Source organism: Pseudarthrobacter sp. L1SW, assembly GCF_020809045.1.
Classification (GTDB): domain Bacteria; phylum Actinomycetota; class Actinomycetes; order Actinomycetales; family Micrococcaceae; genus Arthrobacter.
This window is the reverse complement of sequence record NZ_CP078079.1, coordinates 3,456,922-3,475,327: the sequence shown is the minus strand read 5'-3', so window position 1 is coordinate 3,475,327 and position 18,406 is coordinate 3,456,922. Positions and strand designations below refer to the sequence as shown.

Genomic DNA, 18,406 nt, shown 5'->3' with positions numbered 1-18,406 from the left:
ATGATCGTTTCCCCCGAAAATGCGCCCGGCCCTTCCTTGGCCGCTGCGCCCGAAGCCCCTGTTTACGTCAAAGGAGACCGTATGACTGCTCTAGGCAGTAGGCTTGCCCCCAAAACTTCCCCCAAGGCTCCCCGAACCATGACCCGCAAACGCTGGATGATCATCTGGCTCGCCTTCATCGGCCTCAGCATCAACTACCTCGACCGCTCCAGCCTCAGTGTTGCGCTGCCGTTCATGGGCAAGGACTTCGAGCTCTCGGCAACCCAGCAGGGCCTGATCTTCGCGGCCTTCTTCTGGGCCTACGACTTCTGCCAGCTGGCCGCCGGCTGGTACGTGGACAAGGTGGGCCCGCGCAGGTCGTTCTCGCTCGCGGCCGTCTGGTGGTCCGTCTTCACCATGGTTACCGCTGCCGCCACAAATTTCTGGTCCCTTTTCGCCGCCCGGTTCCTGCTCGGTGTTGGCGAAAGCCCCGCCCCCAGCACCGCGGCCAAGGTGGTGGCCACCTGGTTCCCGGTCCGGGAGCGTGCGTTTGCCACGAGCATCTGGGACTCCGGATCCCGTGTAGGCGCGGTGATCGCGCTGCCGATCGTGACCCTGATTGTTGCCTTCACGTCCTGGCACGCCGTGTTCATCATTATCGGCATTGCCGGCATCATCTGGGCGGCCGTCTGGTGGAAGGTCTACCGCAGCCCGGAGGAGCACCCGACGGCGGATGCTGCCGAGGTTGCCTATATCCAGGAAGGCGGCGCCCGCAGCGCAGCCAGCGATGACGAGGGTGCCGCAAAGCTTCCGTGGCGGTCGCTGTTCAAGTACCGGACAGTCCTGAGCATGATGTTCGGCTTCTTCTGCCTCAACAGCGCCATCTACTTCTTCATCACGTTCTTCCCGAGCTACCTGGTCAAGGAGCGCGGCTTCGACCTGCTCAAGCTCGGCTTCTTCGGCGCCATCCCCGGAATCTGCGCCGTGCTGTTCGGCTGGCTGGCCGGCTACGTTGCAGACCGCGCCGTCCAGCGGGGCGTGTCGATCACCCGCGTCCGCAAGACCGCCATCGCCGGCGGCCTGGCCGGCGGCTCAGTCATCATGTTCGCGGCCCTGGTACCCGAGGCCTGGATGGCGCTGGCCCTGCTGTCGGTGGCATACTCCAGCCTCACCGTCGCGGCAACAGGCATCTGGTCACTGCCGGCCGACGTCGCCCCGAGCTCACGCCACGTGGGCTCCATCGGCGGCCTGCAGAACTTCGCCTCCAACCTGGCGGGCATCTTTACCCCGATCCTGATCGGCGTCCTTGTGGACCAGACCGGCTCCTTCGTGGCACCGCTCGCCGTCATCGGTGCGGTGGCCCTGATCGGCGCCGCCAACTACCTCTTCGTGATGGGCAAGATCGAACCCCTGAAGGTGGCAGAACCCGCAAAGGTCTAGCGGGAGGCGCACAAAACTAAAGCGAACGACGGCGGGAGGTCCCGCCGTCGTTCGCTGTGTTCTGCGCTCCACTAACCCTCCGGCCGGCGCGGATCCGGATGAGGCCGGAACCAGCGCCAGGCAAGGCTTATCGCAAAAAATGCGCAGGATTTCCCTAGGAATCCGCGTCACGGACCAAATCCCGTTTTCGCATCCAAACCCGTGCTTACAGTTGCCTTACCAATAAGCAGTAAGCCCGGGTCGGTGCGCAGCTTCCCTTCACCTGGCAGGCTCCAGAAGCCCCGGACCGTCTGCTACGCCCGGCCGGTAACGCGGCAGGGAAATTGTCGACCAGCCCTGCTCTTCGTTCCCGTCCTTATGCGACCGTCACGCGAAGAGCTCTGAACGGAAAGCCACTGCATGAAGAAGCTTTTGCCCCATGCCCTTTTTGCTGTTAGCTCCGTTTTTGCTGGATCAATGGCTCTCTTCCTGAGCCCCGCTGTGGCTCATGCTGGCCTTAGTCTTTCCCCCGCGGCTCCCTCTTACTCGCCTTCCCTGCCGGAAGGGCAGAGCCGATACATCGTTAAGTACGGCAATAACGTGAACGCGGAAGTGGAGTCCAGGTCCCTGGAACAAAACGGGATAGAAGTAAAAGCGACGCTTTCCCACGCAATGAAGGCTTCAGTAGTTGTGGCGACACCTAAGGAAATGGAGTCGCTAAAAGAATCGGCAGACGTAGCGTCCGTGGAACTCGACAGCCGTGCTTCGATAGCCAGTTCCACATCCGTCTGGGGGGCTTGACCGGGTGGATCAGCGGTCCGGAAGAGACGGGCAGTACGGCTTCGATGCTGAAGGGGCCGGCGTGAACGTCTACGTCGTTGATACCGGACTGCTCATGTCCCATTCAGAGTTTTCCGGCAGGGTCCCTGCGAGCTGGAACGCAATCAATGACAGCCATGGAGTTAATGACTGTAACGGCCACGGAACCCACGTCGCCGGCACCGCCGCGGGAACAACGTACGGCGTTGCCAAGAAAGCGAACATCATTCCCGTCCGAACCCTTGAGTGTGACGGGAGCGGCTGGTCGTCCACAGTCATGGCGGGTATTGACTGGGCGATATCGCACCATAATGCCGGCCAACCAGCGGTGATGAACCTAAGCGTCGGCGGTTTTACCAATGCCTCCTTTGATACGGCGGTTCAAAGCGCCATAAACGACGGGATAACAGTAATAGCGGCAGCAGGAAACTCCGGTCAGGATGCCTGCCTTACCTCCCCCGCCAAAGTTCCATCTGCCATTACCGTCGCAGCAACAAACATCAATGATGCCCAGGCATCATGGTCCAACTACGGTTCCTGCGTTGATATTCACGCCCCCGGTGTAGCCGTCAGGTCTGCGTGGAATAGCTCTCCTACCGCTAGCAACAATTTGGATGGCACCTCCATGGCTACTCCTCACGTTTCTGGTGCGGCTGCGATCCTGCTTTCCCGTGATCGTTCGCTGTCTCCGGCCGAAGTTCAGCAGACAATGATCAATAACGCCACGATCGGTGCAGTCAGCGCCAACAAAGGTGCAACTCCTAACAGGTTGCTGTTTGTACCCCCGCCCACTCCGCCTCTTCCCTCCTGCGCGAATTTGCAGCTTGGTGATGCATGGGCGGGAGTAGGCACACATTGTGGGCTGCAAGGGACTGCAGCTTCTGTTCCAGCTCCCGCTGAAGCGACGGTAAGCGCCAGTGAACCACCTGCCCCGGTCCTAACCGCCATTGAAGCTCCTGTTTCTGCCTCCACTTTCACTCCAGGTGCTGATGATGCGCCGGCCCCTGCCCGGGCGCTTCAGGCAGGCTCCGCTTCCGCCCCGTACTCAGCCGACGCCCGCAAAGCGGAAGTGCCGGTGGGTGAACCTGAAACGACTCCACCTGCGGCTGCGGCGGATGACGTCGCCAACGGCGCCGAAACTGCACCTTCAGAAGCATCGTTGCCAGCAGCAGTTGCACTCTCTGCTCCGTCGCCGCTGGGTGCTTCCGCCGTCCCCGTCGGCGGCACAACAGAAGCCGCGCCCGCGGGTACAACTGCCACTGGGGCGAACAACCTTGTGTGGGCAACCGCGGCCGGATTACTTCTCGCTGGCTCGGCTTTTGCATATGCAACCAGGAGATTGAGCCATTCAAGGCGGCTGGCAGTGCAACCTCGCCTTCGTCAACGCACAGCTGGTTCGCCCGATGAGGGCATCTAGGCAGCGGCTTGGCAGGAAAACCAGCCAGGAGAATCGCTGGCCGCCTTAAAGCAAAGCGGACGACGGCGGGGGGTCCCGCCGTCGTCCGCTTTGTCTTGCGCCCCCGGCGTTAGCGCTCGAAGCTGACCAGCTTCTGCTCCTGCCGGCCCAGCTTTTCGATGGCGATTTCCATCGTGTCCCCTTCGCGGAGATAGGGGAATTTGCCGGACAGCGCCACCCCCTGCGGCGTTCCGGTGTTGATGACGTCGCCCGGATCCAGGACAAGGTACTGGGACAGGTGCCAGACGATGTGCGCCACGGAGAAGATCATGTCTGCCGTGGTGGAGTCCTGCCTGGGCTCACCGTTCACGGATGACCGCAGGCGCAGCTTTTGCGGATCGCCCACTTCCTCGGCCGGAACCAATGCCGGGCCCAGGGGGTTGAAGGTGGCGCAACATTTGCCCTTGGACCACTGGCCTCCGGAGTGCTCCACCTGGTAGGCGCGTTCGGAGACGTCGTTGCTGACGGTGTAGCCGGCAACGTAGTCCAGCGCCTCCTCCGGGGAGGAAAGGTACGAGGCGCGCTTGCCGATCACGACAGCAAGTTCAACCTCCCAGTCCACCTTCTCCGCACCCGGAGGGATGACCACATGGTCAAAGGGGCCAACCACAGTGTTGGGGTGCTTGAAGAACAAGATGGGTACCGACGGCGGTGCATCCCCCGATTCCGCTGCGTGGGCCGCGTAGTTCTGCCCGATGCACAGCACAGCACCGGGCTTGGCAACCGGCGCTCCGATGCGCAGTGATGCGGCGTCCTCAAGTTCGGGGAGGCCGGATTCGACGGCGGCCCGGGCTTTGGCGATGCCGCCGCCGCCCAGGAAATCACCGTCGATGTCCACGGTGATAGAGCGCAGGTCGAAGTACTTCCCGTCCTGGACGGCTACCGGGATTTCCTGGCCGGGTTCGCCGAGGCGCATGAGTTCCATTGAATGTGTTCCTGTTCGCAAAATTTGTCTGTTGTAACGGTCGGTACTCGTGGTTCAGTGCGTGTAGGGCCGCAGCTTCTCCAGCGCCGGGTTCAACTCGACGCCGAAGCCCGGCGTTTCGGGGACCTTGATCTTGCCGTTAACGGGCACCGGCTCACCCAGCAGCATCGGCGAGAACATGGGCACCACTTCCTCCGCGGTTGGATGCATCATGAGGAACTCGGCGAACGGGCTGTTGGTCCGGGTCACGACGAAGTGGTACGAGTACACGGACGAACCGTGCGGGACCACGAGCGCGCCGGCAGCGTCTGCCATGGCTGAGATCTTGGTGAGCTCAGTGATACCCCCGCACCATCCGACGTCGGGCTGGAGGATGTCCGCGCACTCCATGTCCAGCAGCAGTTTGAAGCCCCAACGGGTGGCCTCATGCTCGCCGGTGGTCACCAGCATCTTGGGCGGAACCTGCTTCTTGAGCTTGGCGTAGCCCCAGTAGTCGTCCGGCGGGAGTGCTTCTTCGATCCATTTCAGGTTGTACTCGGCAGCGCCGTGCGCCAGGCGCGTGGCGTATTCGAGGTCCAGCGACATCCAGCAGTCCAACATCAGCCAGAAATCATCGCCCACCTTCTCCCGCATGTCCCGGATCATTTCCAGGTTCTTGCGCAGGCCCTCCTCACCCTCGGCAGGCCCGTGGTGCAGCGGCATTTTGCCGCCAATGAACCCGAGTTTCTTGGCGACGTCGGGCCTGGCGCCGGTGGCGTACATGGTCAGTTCGTCCCTGACCGGGCCGCCCAGCAGGGCGTACACCGGCTCCTGCCGGATCTTGCCCAGGAGATCGTAGAGCGCCAGGTCCACAGCGCTGATCGCATTCAGCACCACGCCCTTGCGGCCGTAGAACAGAGTGGACTTGTACATCTGGTCCCAGATTTTTTCGATGTCCGTAACGCGTGCACCCTCGACGAACCTGGCGAGGTGCTTCTCCACGATGAAGGCGCCGAGCTCGCCCGCGGTGGTGACGGCGAAACCTACGGTGCCGTCGTCCGCCTCGATCTCGACCACCAGGGTGCCCAGGACGTTCAGTCCGAAGCTCTGGCGGGACTGCCGGTATTCCGGGTAGACGGACATGGGCGTGGCGATGTGGTCATCGATCCAGTGCCCGGCGTCCTGGTCGTGGTAGTCGGCTCCGCCGCCGCGCAGCGTATAGGCGCGGACGTGGCGGATGCGGTTTTCAATGCTCATTGGCTGTTCCTTGCTGAATCGAGGCGGATCAATACTTTGCCGGCGGTGCCGTCCGCCGCGGCCAGCCCGGCAAACGCGGCGTCGGCGTCTTCCATGGGAACTTCACGGCTAATGAGCTCCGCCAATACGGGGGAACCCTGGTCCACCCAAGCGGCCGCATCGCGGAAGTCCTGGTTGTTGTAGCAGAAGCTGCCCACGATCTCCCGTTCTTCCGTGGAAACACGGTAAGCATTGAAGGCAAGTTCCGGGGAACCCATGCCAACCAGCGAGACGACGCCGCCGAACTTTGTCGCATCCAGGGCACCGGCAATCGTGGGTCTGATGCCGACAGCGTCCACGGTGGTGTCTGCGAGGCGTCCAAAGTGCGTCCTGACCTGCTGGTCCAGCGGACCCTCTGCAGGGTCGAGCGCGGTCGCCCCGAGGCGTTCGCAGAGATCCCGCCGGGCCGGATCCATCTCGGAGACCAGGACCTGCTCCGCACCTTCCTGCAGCGCAGCGAGGATGACGGACTGGCCGATCGGACCGCCGCCGATGACCAGGACTCTCTGGCCCGGCCGGATCCGGGCGCGGCGCACCGCGTGGAAGGCGACCGCCAGGGGCTCGATCAGCGCTCCGTAGACGATCGGCGTCCCGGAGGACAGTGCCACAACGTTGGCAACCGGAACCGCCACCTGTTCCGCGAAAGCGGACACGATCGCGGGGTTGACCCCAATAACTGTCCGGTCCGGGCAGTGCTGCTGCTGGCCGGCGTCGCAGGCTTCACAGCGGTTGCAGCTGATAAGCGGGTTGAACGTCACCGGCTGGCCTACAGCCAGGCCGGAGCCTTCCGTCCCGGCTCCCAGGGCGGCAATGCGGCCCACTGTCTCGTGGCCCATGACCTGGCCCGGAACGCGGCGGCCGTTTTCGCCGGTGTATCCATGGATGTCCGATCCGCAGATGCCCGTTGCAACGACGTCGATGAGCACCTCCCCGGGACCGGCGCCGGGTTCGGCCCGTTCCGCCACAACAAGCTGCCGGAAGTCCTTGAGTTCGAGTACCCGCATCAGTGCACCTTCTCGGGGATGGGCTGGGCCAGCGGATTGGTGTCAACGATCTTGCTGATCCGGTGGCTGTTGAAGAGCAGGACGGCCCCGGCCATGGCCGTACCGGCCAGGAGGAAGAGCCCTGCGCTGGGGCCGAACGAGGCTTCCGCCCAGGTCTTGGCGATGGGGGCGACGAACCCTCCGAGGCTGCCGATCGAGTTGATCAGCGCAATCCCGCCGGCTGCGGCGGCGCCAACGAGCATTCCGGTGGGAAGCGTCCAGAAAACGGGCTGCACGGAGATGAAGCCTGCAGCGCCAAGGGAGAGTGCCGCGAGTCCCATCAGCGGGTTGTCCGTCAGTGCGGAAGCCAGGATGCCTACTGCTGCCGCGGTCAGGGACGCAGAGGCCACGAGACGGCGCTTTCCGGTCCTGTCTGCCAGCCGGCTGAGCAGGAAGGTGGCGAGAATGGCGAATCCCCACGGCACAGCGGTCATGAGCCCGACGCCGAGCCCCACCTTCGCGCCCACGAGCTTGGCGATCTGGGTGGGCAGGTAGAACGTGACGCCGTAGACGCTCATCTGGATGGTGAAGTAGATGAGGCAGAAGTACAGCACCTTGGGGTTCGTCAGGGCGCGGAGGGCGCCCTTGGGGGAGTGGTCCGCTTTGACCCGGTCCTCGACATTGAGTGCTGCGATCAGGGTGGCGCGCTCGCTGTCGTTCAGCCACTTCGCATCCGCCGGTCCGTTGTCCAGGTAGGAGAATGCCCAGATGCCCACGGCCACCGTGAGTGCGCCGGTGACGAGGAACATGAGCTGCCACCCCTGCAGCCCGCCCAGGCCGTCGAGGTCAAGAAGCATCCCCGAGAGCGGTCCACCGAAGATGAAGGCGAGCGGTGCGCCGAAGTAGAACAGTCCGTTGACCTGCCCCCTGAACTGGGTGGGAATCCAGTACGTCAGGTAGAGGATTACGCCGGGAAAGAACCCTGCCTCGGTGATGCCGAGGAGTACCCGGAGGATGTAGAAGGCCCACTCAGTCTGGGCGAACATCATGAGTGCGGAGACGATGCCCCAGCTGATCATGATCCGGGCCAGCCAGATCTTGGCGCCGAGCTTGCGCATGAGGATGTTGCTGGGAACTTCCAGTGCTGCGTAACCGAGGAAGAAGATGCCCGCGCCCAAGGCGTACGCCGCGTCGGACAGCCCGGTGTCCGCCTGGAAGGATGCCTTGGCAAAGCCGAGGTTGGCGCGGTCCAGGAACGCCAGGATGTACATGAGCAGAAGGACCGGGATGAGACGGCGGGTGACGCGGCTGACGATCGGTGCCAGCGCTTGGCCGGTGGGAGCTGTCATTGGAAGTGACACACTAACTCCTCATTGAGTTCATGAATATGAAATAGTGTTCACGAATGTGAACAAGCCTGAGTATGGCACAGCTCACAGAGGGGTGCAAGCATGGCGCGGTGCTACGCGGAACGGGCGGAAATGTTGCGCGGGTTGTCCGAGTTGCGTTCAGCGGGAATGGTTAGATCTGGTTCCCGTACACCAAGGAGGGCGCGGATCTCCTGAGCCGCGGCGACCAGCGGGCTGAGTATGTTTCCGGGCCACCCGGCGTCGGTCCTTGCCGTCGGCATGGTCACGGAGAGCGCAGCGTACATTCCGCCCCCCGCCTTGCTGGTCAGGGGAACGGCCACGCAGCGGCAGCCCTCCAGGTACTCCTCGTCGTCAAGGGCAAACCCGGCACCTTTGGCCTGGGTCACCAGCGACTTGAGGGCTCCAATGTCCGTTACCGTCTTTTCGGTGAGCCTGGGCAGCGCAACGGACTCAAGGCGCCGTTCGGCTTCCTCGGGTTCAAGCATGCTCAGGAGGGCCTTGCCAATCCCGGTTGCATGAGCCAGCAGACGCATGCCTACGGATGAGCCGAGGCGCATGCCGCCCGGGGCCTGGCTGATCGCGATATAGACGTTTTCAACTCCATCAAGGAGCGCAAGCTGCACGGTTTCGCCCAGTGACGCCGAGAGCCGGTCCATGACCGGCTTGGCCACGTTGGCCAAGGTCTGGTGGCCGGTGTAGAGCTGGCCTACCTGCCAGGCGCGCAACCCCAGTGAGTATTGCTTGTTAGCGCTGTTGTGGTCGAGCCAGCCCGCGGCGCAGAGGGTATTGAGCAGCCCGTGTGCGCTCGAACGCGGCAGGCTCAGCCCTTCTAGAATTTCCGTGAAGCTGGCGGAGCCCTTACCGGCGACGAATTCGACCACGGTCAGGGCCCGGTCCGCCGACTTGACTGTCGGATTCCCGCGGTCTTCGGCCATCTTCTACTCCCCAGTGAGGGCTCGAGGGGCATAAAGCTAATGCCCACAGTTCACATACTTGAATTGTAAGCGTCCCGGCAGCTGCGCCGATCCGGTGTGGGTAGAGGCTCCGGTGCTACCGCGGACTCTTGTCGACGACGCAGAACCGGTTACCGTCCGGGTCGGCGAGGACCACGAAGTCGGGGTCCTCCGGGTAGAGGTCCCAGTCGACGCGCCGGGCGCCGAGTGAAACCAGCCGTTCCACCTCGGCGTCCTGGTCGTCGGCATACAAATCCAGGTGGATGCGGGGGTGCTCCTGGACCGGCGTCTCGCTCAGCATGAGGGCAAGCTGCGCTCCATGGCCGGATGCCGGCACCAGGATCACCCAGGTTTCGTCGCCGGGCTCCTGCGGGACGTAGCCGAGGGCGGCGTGCCAAAAGGCGGTTGAGCGGGCGACGTCGTTGACGCCGAGGACTGTGCTGCCGATGGTCAACATCCGCCCAGCCTAAACCCGGCGGGCTGAGCCTGTCTTGCCCCGGGATGGATGCCGTGGGCAGCCCGGCTAGACTCGCCTGCATGGGGGACACCAACACATCTGAAAGCCGCAAATCACCGCACTCTGCCAGCCTGCTTGCCGCCATCGTGCCCATTGCAGGCCTGGCAGCGGTAATGTGGGCTGCCTCGTCGCATGGAGCAACGCGAACGCAAGCTTTGGCTGGTTCGCCTACGCGCCCCTGAGCAATCAACTGTTCAGCGGAAACGGCATCGCCTTCGTGACCCAAGGAACACAAATCGGGCTGGCCGTCGCCGGAGTCGGGCTGCTGGTGCTGGCGTTCTGGGCTGGTTATCGGATCGGCAAAAGGGCCGCCCCCTAAATAGGCACATGGGAACCGGTGCCTCGACGCGCTGGCAGAACTTCTGGACGAGGAGAAACCGTCATGACCGAGAACGCCATCCGGCTCGAACGCCGCTTCGCGCACCCCGCGGAATCTGTCTGGGCCGTGCTGACCACCCCCGGACTGCTGGCCCGCTGGTGGGCGCCTGGCGATATCGCGCCGGTTGTGGGCCACCGCTTCACCTTGGACATGGGCTCCTGGGGCCAGCAGCAGTGCGAGGTCCTCGGCGCCGACCCCGGCAAATCCATTAGCTTCCTCTTCTCGGAGGGCGTGCTTGACACCACCATCACCTGGCGGCTCGAGCCGGTCGACGGCGGCACGGTACTCCACCACGAACACGCCGGATTCCGCCTCGACACCCCCTTGGGCAAGCAGGCCATTGAAGGCATGGGCAGCGGGTGGCCCGGACTGCTGGCGCGGATCGACGGGGTCCTCGCCGGCGTCTCCTGACGCTTTGGCAAGCGCACGACGGCGGGCGCGTCCCGCCGTCGTGCGTCCGCCTTGGAGGGACGCGGATTTTGCATCCCGCCCCGTGACCCTGTAAGGTGTGAGCCGTGTCACCCACCAGTGGCACGTGCTTATGATCTGCGGCGGGAGAGTCCTGCCGGTACGTTCTGCAGGCGCCGTAGGAGCAAATCCTCCCCAGGAATCTCTCAGGCCCACGTACCGCCGCGGCAAGGCAACTCTGGAAAGCAGTCCGGGCAACCGGGCTCACCGACGGTGCAAGTGGCGCCCCGCTGAACAGCAGGGCAATGCAAAACTCTCAGGTCCAATACAGAGCGGGGAGGAACCCGAATCAAAGTGGCACCCTTCGCCACCTGAATTATGGAGTTCCTCTCATGACGGTTCAATCGTCCCCAACCACCTTCGCTGACCGCCATATCGGCGCGCGCCGCCAGTCCGACATCGACACCATGCTCAAGGCAGTCGGCTACGACACCCTTGATGGCCTGGTGGACAGCGCGGTCCCGGATTCCATCCGCCAGGACAAGCCCCTCACCCTTGAGGGCGCACTGAGTGAAGTCCAGGTCCTCGCCGAGCTCCGCAAGCTCGCCGGCAAGAACAAGATGGCCGTGCAGATGATTGGCCAGGGCTACTACGACACCGTGACCCCGCCGGTGATCCGCCGCAACATCCTCGAAGCCCCTGCCTGGTACACCGCCTACACCCCGTACCAGCCCGAGATTTCCCAGGGCCGGCTTGAGGCGCTGCTGAACTTCCAGACCATGGTCCAGGACCTCACCGCCCTGCCCGTTGCCAACGCGTCCCTGCTCGACGAAGCCACCGCCGTGGCCGAAGCCGTGCTGCTGATGCGCCGGGCCAACAAGTCCAAGACTGGGAAGGACGGCAAGACCGTCCTGGACGCCGACCTCCTCCCGCAGACCATCGCCATCGTGCTGGGCCGCGCCGAGGCCCTCGGCTTCGACGTGGAAATCGCTGACCTCACGTCCGGCCTGCCCGACGGCGACATCAACGGCGTGGTCCTCCAGCAGCCCGGCGTCTCCGGCCGCGTCTGGGACCAGTCCGCCGTCATCGCCGAGGCCAAGGACCGCGGTGCCCTGGTCACCGTCGCCGCCGACCTCCTGGCCCTCACCCTCATCACCCCTCCGGGCGAGCAGGGCGCGGACATCGCCGTCGGCTCCACCCAGCGCTTCGGCGTGCCGTTGTTCTTTGGGGGACCGCACGCCGCCTACATGGCCGTCCGCGACGGCATGGAGCGCACCCTCCCGGGCCGCATCGTCGGCGTGTCCAAGGACAACGCCGGCGTCCCCGCCTACCGCCTGGCCCTCCAGACCCGCGAGCAGCACATCCGCCGCGAAAAGGCCACCTCCAACATCTGCACCGCGCAGGCCCTGCTGGCCATCGTCTCCTCCTTCTACGCCGTCTACCACGGCCCCGACGGCCTGAAGGCGATCGCCGAAACCGTCCACAACAACGCCCGCGCCCTGGCCAGCACGTTGACGGCCGCCGGACGCGAACTGGTGTCCGACACCTTCTTCGACACCCTCACCGTCCGCGTGCCCGGAAAGGCCGCCAAGGTGATCACCGCCGCCGAAGCCCGCGGCATCAACCTGCGCCTCATCGACGCGGACACGGTTGGCGTGTCCGTCGATGAAACCACGACGCCGGAGGTCCTCTCCGCGGTGGCGGTCGCCTTCGGCGCCGGTCCGGTTGTGTCCGGCGAGGGCTTTGAGCTGCCGGAATCGGTGCTGCGCACCTCCTCCTACCTGCAGCACCCGGTGTTCAACACCCACCGCTCCGAAACCCAGTTGCTTCGCTACATCCGCCGCCTCTCCGACCGGGACCTGGCGCTTGACCGGACCATGATCCCGCTGGGCTCCTGCACCATGAAGCTGAACGCGACCGCCGAGATGGAAGCCATCTCCTGGCCCGAGTTCGCCTCCATCCACCCGTTCGCGCCGGACTCCCAGACCGAGGGCTGGCGCGAACTGATCGCCGGGCTCGAAGCCGACCTCGCCGAGATCACGGGCTACGACCAGGTGTCCATCCAGCCCAACGCCGGTTCCCAGGGCGAGCTCGCCGGGCTGCTGGCGATCCGCGGCTACCACCACTCCCGCGGCGAGGCACAGCGCAACGTCTGCCTCATCCCGGCCTCGGCCCACGGCACCAACGCCGCCTCCGCTGTCCTGGCGGGCATGAAGGTTGTGGTGGTTGCCACCGCTGCCGACGGCACCATCGACCACGCGGACCTGGAGGCCAAGATCGAGGCCCACAAGGACGTCCTCTCGGCCATCATGATCACCTACCCGTCCACCCACGGCGTCTACGACTCGGACGTCCGCGAGGTGTGCGACGCCATCCACGCCGCAGGCGGCCAGGTCTACGTTGACGGCGCCAACCTCAACGCGTTGGTCGGGCTGGCACAGCCGGGCAAGTTCGGCGGCGACGTCTCGCACCTGAACCTGCACAAGACCTTCTGCATCCCGCACGGCGGTGGGGGACCCGGCGTCGGGCCCGTCGCTGCGAAGGCGCACCTGGCACCGTTCATGCCGGGCGACGCCAACAAGGCTGCCCACGAAGCCGGCCACGGCGTTGCGATCTCCGCGTCCCGCTTCGGCTCCGCCGGTGTGCTGCCGATTTCCTGGGCCTACGTGAAGCTGATGGGCGGCCAGGGCCTGACCGAGGCCACCAAGTCCGCGCTGCTGGCGGCCAACTACGTTGCTGCCCGCCTGGACGAGCACTTCCCCGTGCTGTACACCGGCGAGACCGGCCTGGTGGCACACGAGTGCATCCTGGACCTGCGCGAGCTCACCGCCCGCACCGGTGTTACCGCCGAGGACGTGGCCAAGCGCCTCATCGACTTCGGCTTCCACGCCCCCACGCTGTCCTTCCCGGTGGCGGGCACCCTGATGGTGGAGCCCACGGAGTCCGAGGACCTTGCGGAGATCGACCGCTTCATCGAAGCCATGGTCACCATCCGCAAGGAAATCGACCAGGTGGCTGCGGGTGATTTCACTGTGGAGAAGTCGCCGCTGCGCAACGCACCCCACACGGCTGCCGCCGTCGTCTCTTCCGAATGGGACCGGACCTACCCGCGCGAGCAGGCCGCCTTCCCCGTTGCCTCGCTCCGTCAGGACAAGTACTTCCCGCCAGTGGGCCGCATCGACGGCGCTGCAGGGGACCGCAACCTCGTGTGCTCCTGCCCTCCGCTTTCCGAATTTGAGAACTAAGGATTCCGTGATGACTGAGAACTACACCGCGCTCTACGAGCAGCACAAGATTGCCGGCGCCTCCTTCACCGACTTCGGCGGCTGGCAGATGCCCCTGAAATACAGCTCCGAGCTGGCTGAGCACCACGCAGTCCGCAACGCCGCAGGCCTGTTCGACCTCTCCCACATGGGCGAAGTCTGGGTCACCGGCCCGGACGCCGCGGCCTTCCTGGACTACGCCCTGGCCGGAAAGCTGTCCGCTGTGGCCGTGGGCAAGGCCAAGTACTCGCTGATCTGCCAGGAAGACGGCGGGATCATCGATGACCTGATCTCCTACCGCCGTAGCGAACAGAAGTACCTGGTGGTCCCCAACGCGGGCAATGCCGCCGTTGTTGCCGCGGCGTTGGCTGAGCGTGCTGCCGGCTTCGACGTTGTTGTTGACGACGTGTCCGCCGAGACCTCCCTGATCGCCGTGCAGGGCCCGAACGCCGAGGCCATCCTGCTGACGCTGGTTCCCGCCGAACAGCACCCGCTGGTGACTGAGCTGAAGTACTATGCCGCGGTTGAGGTAGGGATCACCGTCAACGGAGCTGTCCAGGACCTGCTGCTGGCCCGCACCGGCTACACCGGCGAGGACGGCTTCGAAATCTACATCCCCAACGAGGACGCCGCCGGCCTCTGGGAGGCCCTCCTGGAAGTTGGCGCCGGCCACGGCCTCATCCCCGCCGGCCTGGCCTGCCGCGACTCGCTGCGCCTCGAAGCCGGAATGCCCCTGTACGGCAATGAGCTCTCCCGTGAAGGCAACCCGTACGCCGCTGGCCTGGGCCCGGTGGTTTCGCTGGCCAAGGAATCGGACTTCGTGGGCAAGGCAGTCCTCGCCGAGCTCAAAGCACTCGGTGCAGGCTCAACCTCCGGCCGCAAGCTCGTGGGCCTCAAGGGACTGGGCCGCCGCGCCGGCCGCAGCCACTACCCCGTCCTCAAGGACGGCAACGTCGTGGGCGAGGTGACCTCCGGCCAGCCTTCACCCACCCTCGGTTACCCGATCGCCCTGGCCTACGTCGACGTCGAACACTCCGAACCCGGCACCGCCCTGGACATCGACCTCCGCGGCAAGCCTGAGCCCTTCGAAGTAGTGGCCCTCCCGTTCTACAAGCGCCAGAAGTAACGCTCTCTCACTCGATGCGCGTTTTCTCCAGACGCTCTCTCACTTGATGCGTCTTTTCTCCAGACGCTCTCTCACTTTTCACTTACGAACCTAAGGAATTACACATGGCAAAAGTTGTTGCTGAACTCAAGTACTCCGCCGAGCACGAATGGGTTGCTGCTGACGGATCCGGCCCCGCCAACATCGGCATCTCCGCCGTCGCCGCCGAAGCCCTGGGCGACATCGTCTACGTGGACCTGCCCGAGGTCGGTTCCACGGTGACCGCGGGGGAGACCTGCGGCGAGGTGGAGTCCACCAAGTCCGTCTCCGACCTCTACGCTCCCGTCACCGGCGAAGTTGTGGAGATCAACGACGAAGTGGTCTCCGACCCCGCCCTGATCAACAACGATCCCTACGGCGCCGGCTGGCTCTTCAAAGTCGCCGTCATCGACGAGGGTCCGCTGATGTCCGCTGAGGAGTACGCGGCAGCCAACGGCGGCGAACTGTGAGCACCGCGGCGGAGGTAACCACCGCCTTCGAACAGGTGGTGTCGCCGTCGCTGGACGCGGACCTGTCCGCGCTGGACCCGGAGATTGCCGCCAAGATCGACGACGAGCTCGTCCGCCAGCGTGACGGCCTGGAGATGATCGCCTCCGAGAACCACACCGCCGTCGCCGTGATGCAGGCGCAGGGATCGGTGCTGACCAACAAGTACGCCGAAGGCTACCCGGGCAAGCGCTACTACGGTGGCTGCGAGCACGTGGACGTCATCGAGCAGCTCGCCATTGACAGGATCAAGGCGCTCTTCGGTGCCGGGTTCGCCAACGTCCAGCCGCACTCCGGCGCGCAGGCCAATGCCTCCGTGATGCATGCGCTGATCAAGCCGGGCGACACCATCATGGGCCTGAACCTGGCCCACGGCGGCCACCTCACGCACGGCATGAAGATCAACTTCTCCGGCAAGCTCTACAACGTGGTCCCGTACGGCGTCCGCGAGGACACCCACACCGTGGACATGGCAGAGGTGGAGCGTCTGGCGCAGGAGACCAAGCCCGCGCTGATCGTTGCCGGGTGGTCCGCCTACGCCCGGCAGCTGGACTTCGCCGAGTTCCGCCGCATCGCCGACTCCGTCGGTGCCTACCTGATGGTGGACATGGCGCACTTCGCCGGCCTGGTGGCCGCGGGGCTGCACCCGTCGCCCGTCCCGCACGCGCACGTCACCACGTCCACCACGCACAAGACCCTCGCCGGTCCGCGCGGCGGCATCATCCTGACCAACGACGCCGATATCGCCAAGAAGATCAACTCGGCTGTGTTCCCGGGTCAGCAGGGCGGCCCGCTGGAACACGTGATCGCGGGCAAGGCCGTGGCATTCAAGATCGCCGCGTCCGAGGAGTTCCGCGAGCGGCAGGAGCGCGTGCTGGCCGGCGCCCGGATCCTGGCCGAACGCCTGGTCCAGCCGGACGTCACGGCCAAGGGCATCAGCGTGGTGTCCGGCGGCACCGATGTGCACCTGGTCCTCGTTGACCTGCGCAACTGCGAGCTCGACGGGCAGCAGGCCGAGGACCGGCTCGCGGCCATCGACATCACGGTCAACCGCAACGCCGTGCCGTTCGACCCGCGCCCGCCGATGGTCACATCGGGCCTGCGGATCGGCACGCCTGCGCTGGCGACGCGCGGATTTGGTGAGGCTGCCTTCCGTGAGGTTGCGGACATCATCGCCGAGGCATTGACGGCCGACGCCGATGCGGACCTTTCGGGGCTGCGTCACCGCGTCGAAACCCTCGCCAAAGCACACCCCCTCTACCCGTCAATCACCAACCTCGCCTAAGTGCTTCACCCTGGTTGCGTCCGCGTCGGCGGACCAGACATTTTCACGCGTGCTGGCTCGTTCCTCGCCTCTGACGCACGCTTTCGAAAAGTCCGGCTCCGCTGACGCTCGCGAGGTCCCTCGCTTAGGTGGGCGGCCTTGACGACTGGGCGGATTCCGGAGACGTGCGTCTAAGGGAGCGTCACGTCCGCGCAGCGGACGTCTTCGCGACCGAGCACGCGGAGGAATTCGGCCAGGCGCACCCAACCCCGACACGAACTTTCTAGTTAGGAACCAAGCACATGGCTGTTGGAGTCTTTGATCTGTTTAGCATCGGGATTGGGCCTTCTTCTTCTCATACTGTGGGGCCGATGCGGGCTGCTGCTGTTTTTGCGGAGGAGCTCAAGGGTTCCGGGAGGCTTGCTGATGTGGCGTCGTTGCGGGTGGATCTTTATGGGTCGCTGGCGGCGACCGGTCATGGACACGGGACGATGACCGCGATCCTGCTGGGGCTGGAGGGCTACCACCCGGAGCTGATCCTGCCGGACGAGGTGGAGGAGCGGCTGGCCTCGATCGCCGGGACCGGGATGTTGCAGCTGGCCGGTGCGGTGGCGTTGCCGTATGGGGTGAAGGACATGGTGCTGCGGCCGTTGACGGTCCTGCCGCGGCATACGAACGGGATGACGTTTACGGTGTCCGACGCCGGCGGCGACGTCCTGCACACCGCCACATTCTTTTCGGTGGGTGGCGGTTTCATTGTCCGTGAGGGTGAGGAGGACGCGGCGCTGCAGGAGTTGGAGGAGTCCAAGAAGGAGCTGCCGTTGCCGTTCCGGACCGCCGCGGAGCTGCTGGAGCACTGCCGGGACACCGGCTTGGGCATCAGTGAGGTGATGCGGGTCAACGAGGAGGACAGCCGGACCCCTGAGGAAATCCGGGAAGGCCTGCTGCATATTTACTCCGTTATGGAGGGCTGCGTGGCCACGTCCCTGAAGCGTGAGGGGGTGCTGCCGGGCGGGTTGAAGGTCCGCCGCCGTGCCCCGGACTGGTACGACCGGTTGCGGAAGGAAAGCGCCCGCGGCGGCGGCGCGGGAAGCGACGCCGGCGCCGGCTCGGGGGAGTTCCATGACCCGAAGTATTGGCAGGAGTGGGTTAATTTGATTGCCCTGGCGGTGAATGAGGAGAATGCCTCGGGCGGCCGGGTGGTCACGGCGCCGACGAACGGTGCGGCGGGGATCATCCCGGCGGTGCTGTACTACGCGCTGCATTTCGCGCCGGGGATGGAGAACGCGTCCCAGGAGGACCGGGACGATGTGGTGGTGAAGTTCCTGCTCGCCGCCGGCGCCGTGGGGGTGCTGTACAAGGAGCAGGCGTCGATCTCGGGGGCTGAGGTGGGCTGCCAGGGCGAGGTGGGGTCGGCGTCGTCGATGGCGGCCGCGGGCCTGGCGGAGGTGATGGGTGGTTCCCCGGCGCAGGTGGAGAACGCGGCGGAGATCGCGATGGAGCACAACCTGGGTTTGACGTGTGATCCGATCGGCGGGCTGGTCCAGGTCCCGTGCATTGAACGGAACGCGATCGCCGCGGCGAAGGCCATCAACGCGGCGAAGATGGCGCTCTGGGGCGACGGCTCGCACCGGGTCTCCCTCGATGAGGTCATTGTGACCATGCGCGAGACCGGCAAGGACATGAGCTCCAAATACAAGGAAACGGCCATGGGCGGCCTCGCCGTCAACGTCGTCGAATGCTAA

General features: G+C 65.0%; 15 protein-coding genes and 1 riboswitch. Of the genes, 9 read left to right on the top strand and 6 right to left on the bottom strand.

All coding sequences use genetic code 11. The annotated features are described in order from the left end of the window. The first annotated feature begins 138 nt into the window (after positions 1-138). Positions 139-1,419, top strand: coding sequence for an MFS transporter (locus KTR40_RS16165; RefSeq protein ID WP_228404383.1), 1,281 nt, complete (start codon positions 139-141; stop codon positions 1,417-1,419). Between the two features lie 841 nt (positions 1,420-2,260). Beyond that, positions 2,261-3,634, top strand: a complete 1,374-nt coding sequence (locus KTR40_RS16160) for a S8 family serine peptidase (RefSeq protein WP_255708200.1) — start codon at positions 2,261-2,263, stop codon at positions 3,632-3,634. Between the two features lie 109 nt (positions 3,635-3,743). Here KTR40_RS16160 and KTR40_RS16155 read toward each other — a convergent pair whose 3' ends face one another. From KTR40_RS16155 to KTR40_RS16130, 6 genes are all read right to left on the bottom strand, one after another. After that, the gene (locus KTR40_RS16155; RefSeq protein WP_228404381.1) at positions 3,744-4,598 is read right to left on the bottom strand and encodes a fumarylacetoacetate hydrolase family protein; all 855 of its coding nucleotides are present in this window, start codon (positions 4,596-4,598) and stop codon (positions 3,744-3,746) included. Between the two features lie 54 nt (positions 4,599-4,652). Next, a complete protein-coding gene (gene rhmD, locus KTR40_RS16150; protein ID WP_139030470.1) occupies positions 4,653-5,834 on the bottom strand; it encodes an L-rhamnonate dehydratase in 1,182 nt (393 codons plus the stop codon). Beyond that, the gene (locus KTR40_RS16145) at positions 5,831-6,877 is read right to left on the bottom strand and encodes a zinc-binding dehydrogenase (RefSeq protein ID WP_139030469.1); all 1,047 of its coding nucleotides are present in this window, start codon (positions 6,875-6,877) and stop codon (positions 5,831-5,833) included. The genes rhmD and KTR40_RS16145 overlap by 4 nt, the downstream gene beginning before the upstream one ends. Further along, on the bottom strand, positions 6,877-8,217 hold the full coding sequence (locus KTR40_RS16140; protein WP_228404380.1) for an MFS transporter: 1,341 nt from the start codon (positions 8,215-8,217) through the stop codon (positions 6,877-6,879). The genes KTR40_RS16145 and KTR40_RS16140 overlap by 1 nt, the downstream gene beginning before the upstream one ends. Positions 8,218-8,318: 101 nt before the next feature. Continuing rightward, positions 8,319-9,161, bottom strand: coding sequence for an IclR family transcriptional regulator (locus KTR40_RS16135; RefSeq protein ID WP_228404379.1), 843 nt, complete (start codon positions 9,159-9,161; stop codon positions 8,319-8,321). A 115-nt stretch (positions 9,162-9,276) separates the two neighbouring features. Beyond that, on the bottom strand, positions 9,277-9,636 hold the full coding sequence (locus KTR40_RS16130; RefSeq protein ID WP_139030466.1) for a VOC family protein: 360 nt from the start codon (positions 9,634-9,636) through the stop codon (positions 9,277-9,279). A 175-nt stretch (positions 9,637-9,811) separates the two neighbouring features. On the opposite strand from KTR40_RS16130, the gene KTR40_RS16125 reads away from it, so the two are divergent. From KTR40_RS16125 to KTR40_RS16095, 7 genes are all read left to right on the top strand, one after another. Further along, the gene (locus tag KTR40_RS16125; protein WP_370633147.1) at positions 9,812-10,015 is read left to right on the top strand and encodes a hypothetical protein; all 204 of its coding nucleotides are present in this window, start codon (positions 9,812-9,814) and stop codon (positions 10,013-10,015) included. Positions 10,016-10,078: 63 nt separating this feature from the next. Continuing rightward, complete coding sequence (locus KTR40_RS16120) at positions 10,079-10,486, top strand: SRPBCC domain-containing protein (RefSeq protein WP_228404378.1); 408 nt, start codon at positions 10,079-10,081, stop codon at positions 10,484-10,486. A gap of 131 nt (positions 10,487-10,617) precedes the next feature. Beyond that, positions 10,618-10,715: riboswitch (glycine riboswitch) on the top strand. A 160-nt stretch (positions 10,716-10,875) separates the two neighbouring features. Then, entirely contained in the window at positions 10,876-13,728 is a 2,853-nt protein-coding gene (gcvP, locus tag KTR40_RS16115) for an aminomethyl-transferring glycine dehydrogenase (protein ID WP_228404377.1), read from the top strand. Between the two features lie 10 nt (positions 13,729-13,738). After that, positions 13,739-14,872: a glycine cleavage system aminomethyltransferase GcvT gene (gene gcvT, locus KTR40_RS16110; protein ID WP_228404376.1), complete on the top strand. Its 1,134-nt coding sequence runs from the start codon at positions 13,739-13,741 to the stop codon at positions 14,870-14,872. A 104-nt stretch (positions 14,873-14,976) separates the two neighbouring features. After that, positions 14,977-15,360 (top strand): glycine cleavage system protein GcvH, encoded by a 384-nt coding sequence (gene gcvH / locus KTR40_RS16105; RefSeq protein WP_228404375.1) that lies wholly within the window; start codon positions 14,977-14,979, stop codon positions 15,358-15,360. Continuing rightward, entirely contained in the window at positions 15,357-16,682 is a 1,326-nt protein-coding gene (gene glyA / locus KTR40_RS16100; protein WP_304940885.1) for a serine hydroxymethyltransferase, read from the top strand. The genes gcvH and glyA overlap by 4 nt, the downstream gene beginning before the upstream one ends. A gap of 281 nt (positions 16,683-16,963) precedes the next feature. Continuing rightward, on the top strand, positions 16,964-18,406 hold the full coding sequence (locus KTR40_RS16095) for an L-serine ammonia-lyase (RefSeq protein WP_228404374.1): 1,443 nt from the start codon (positions 16,964-16,966) through the stop codon (positions 18,404-18,406).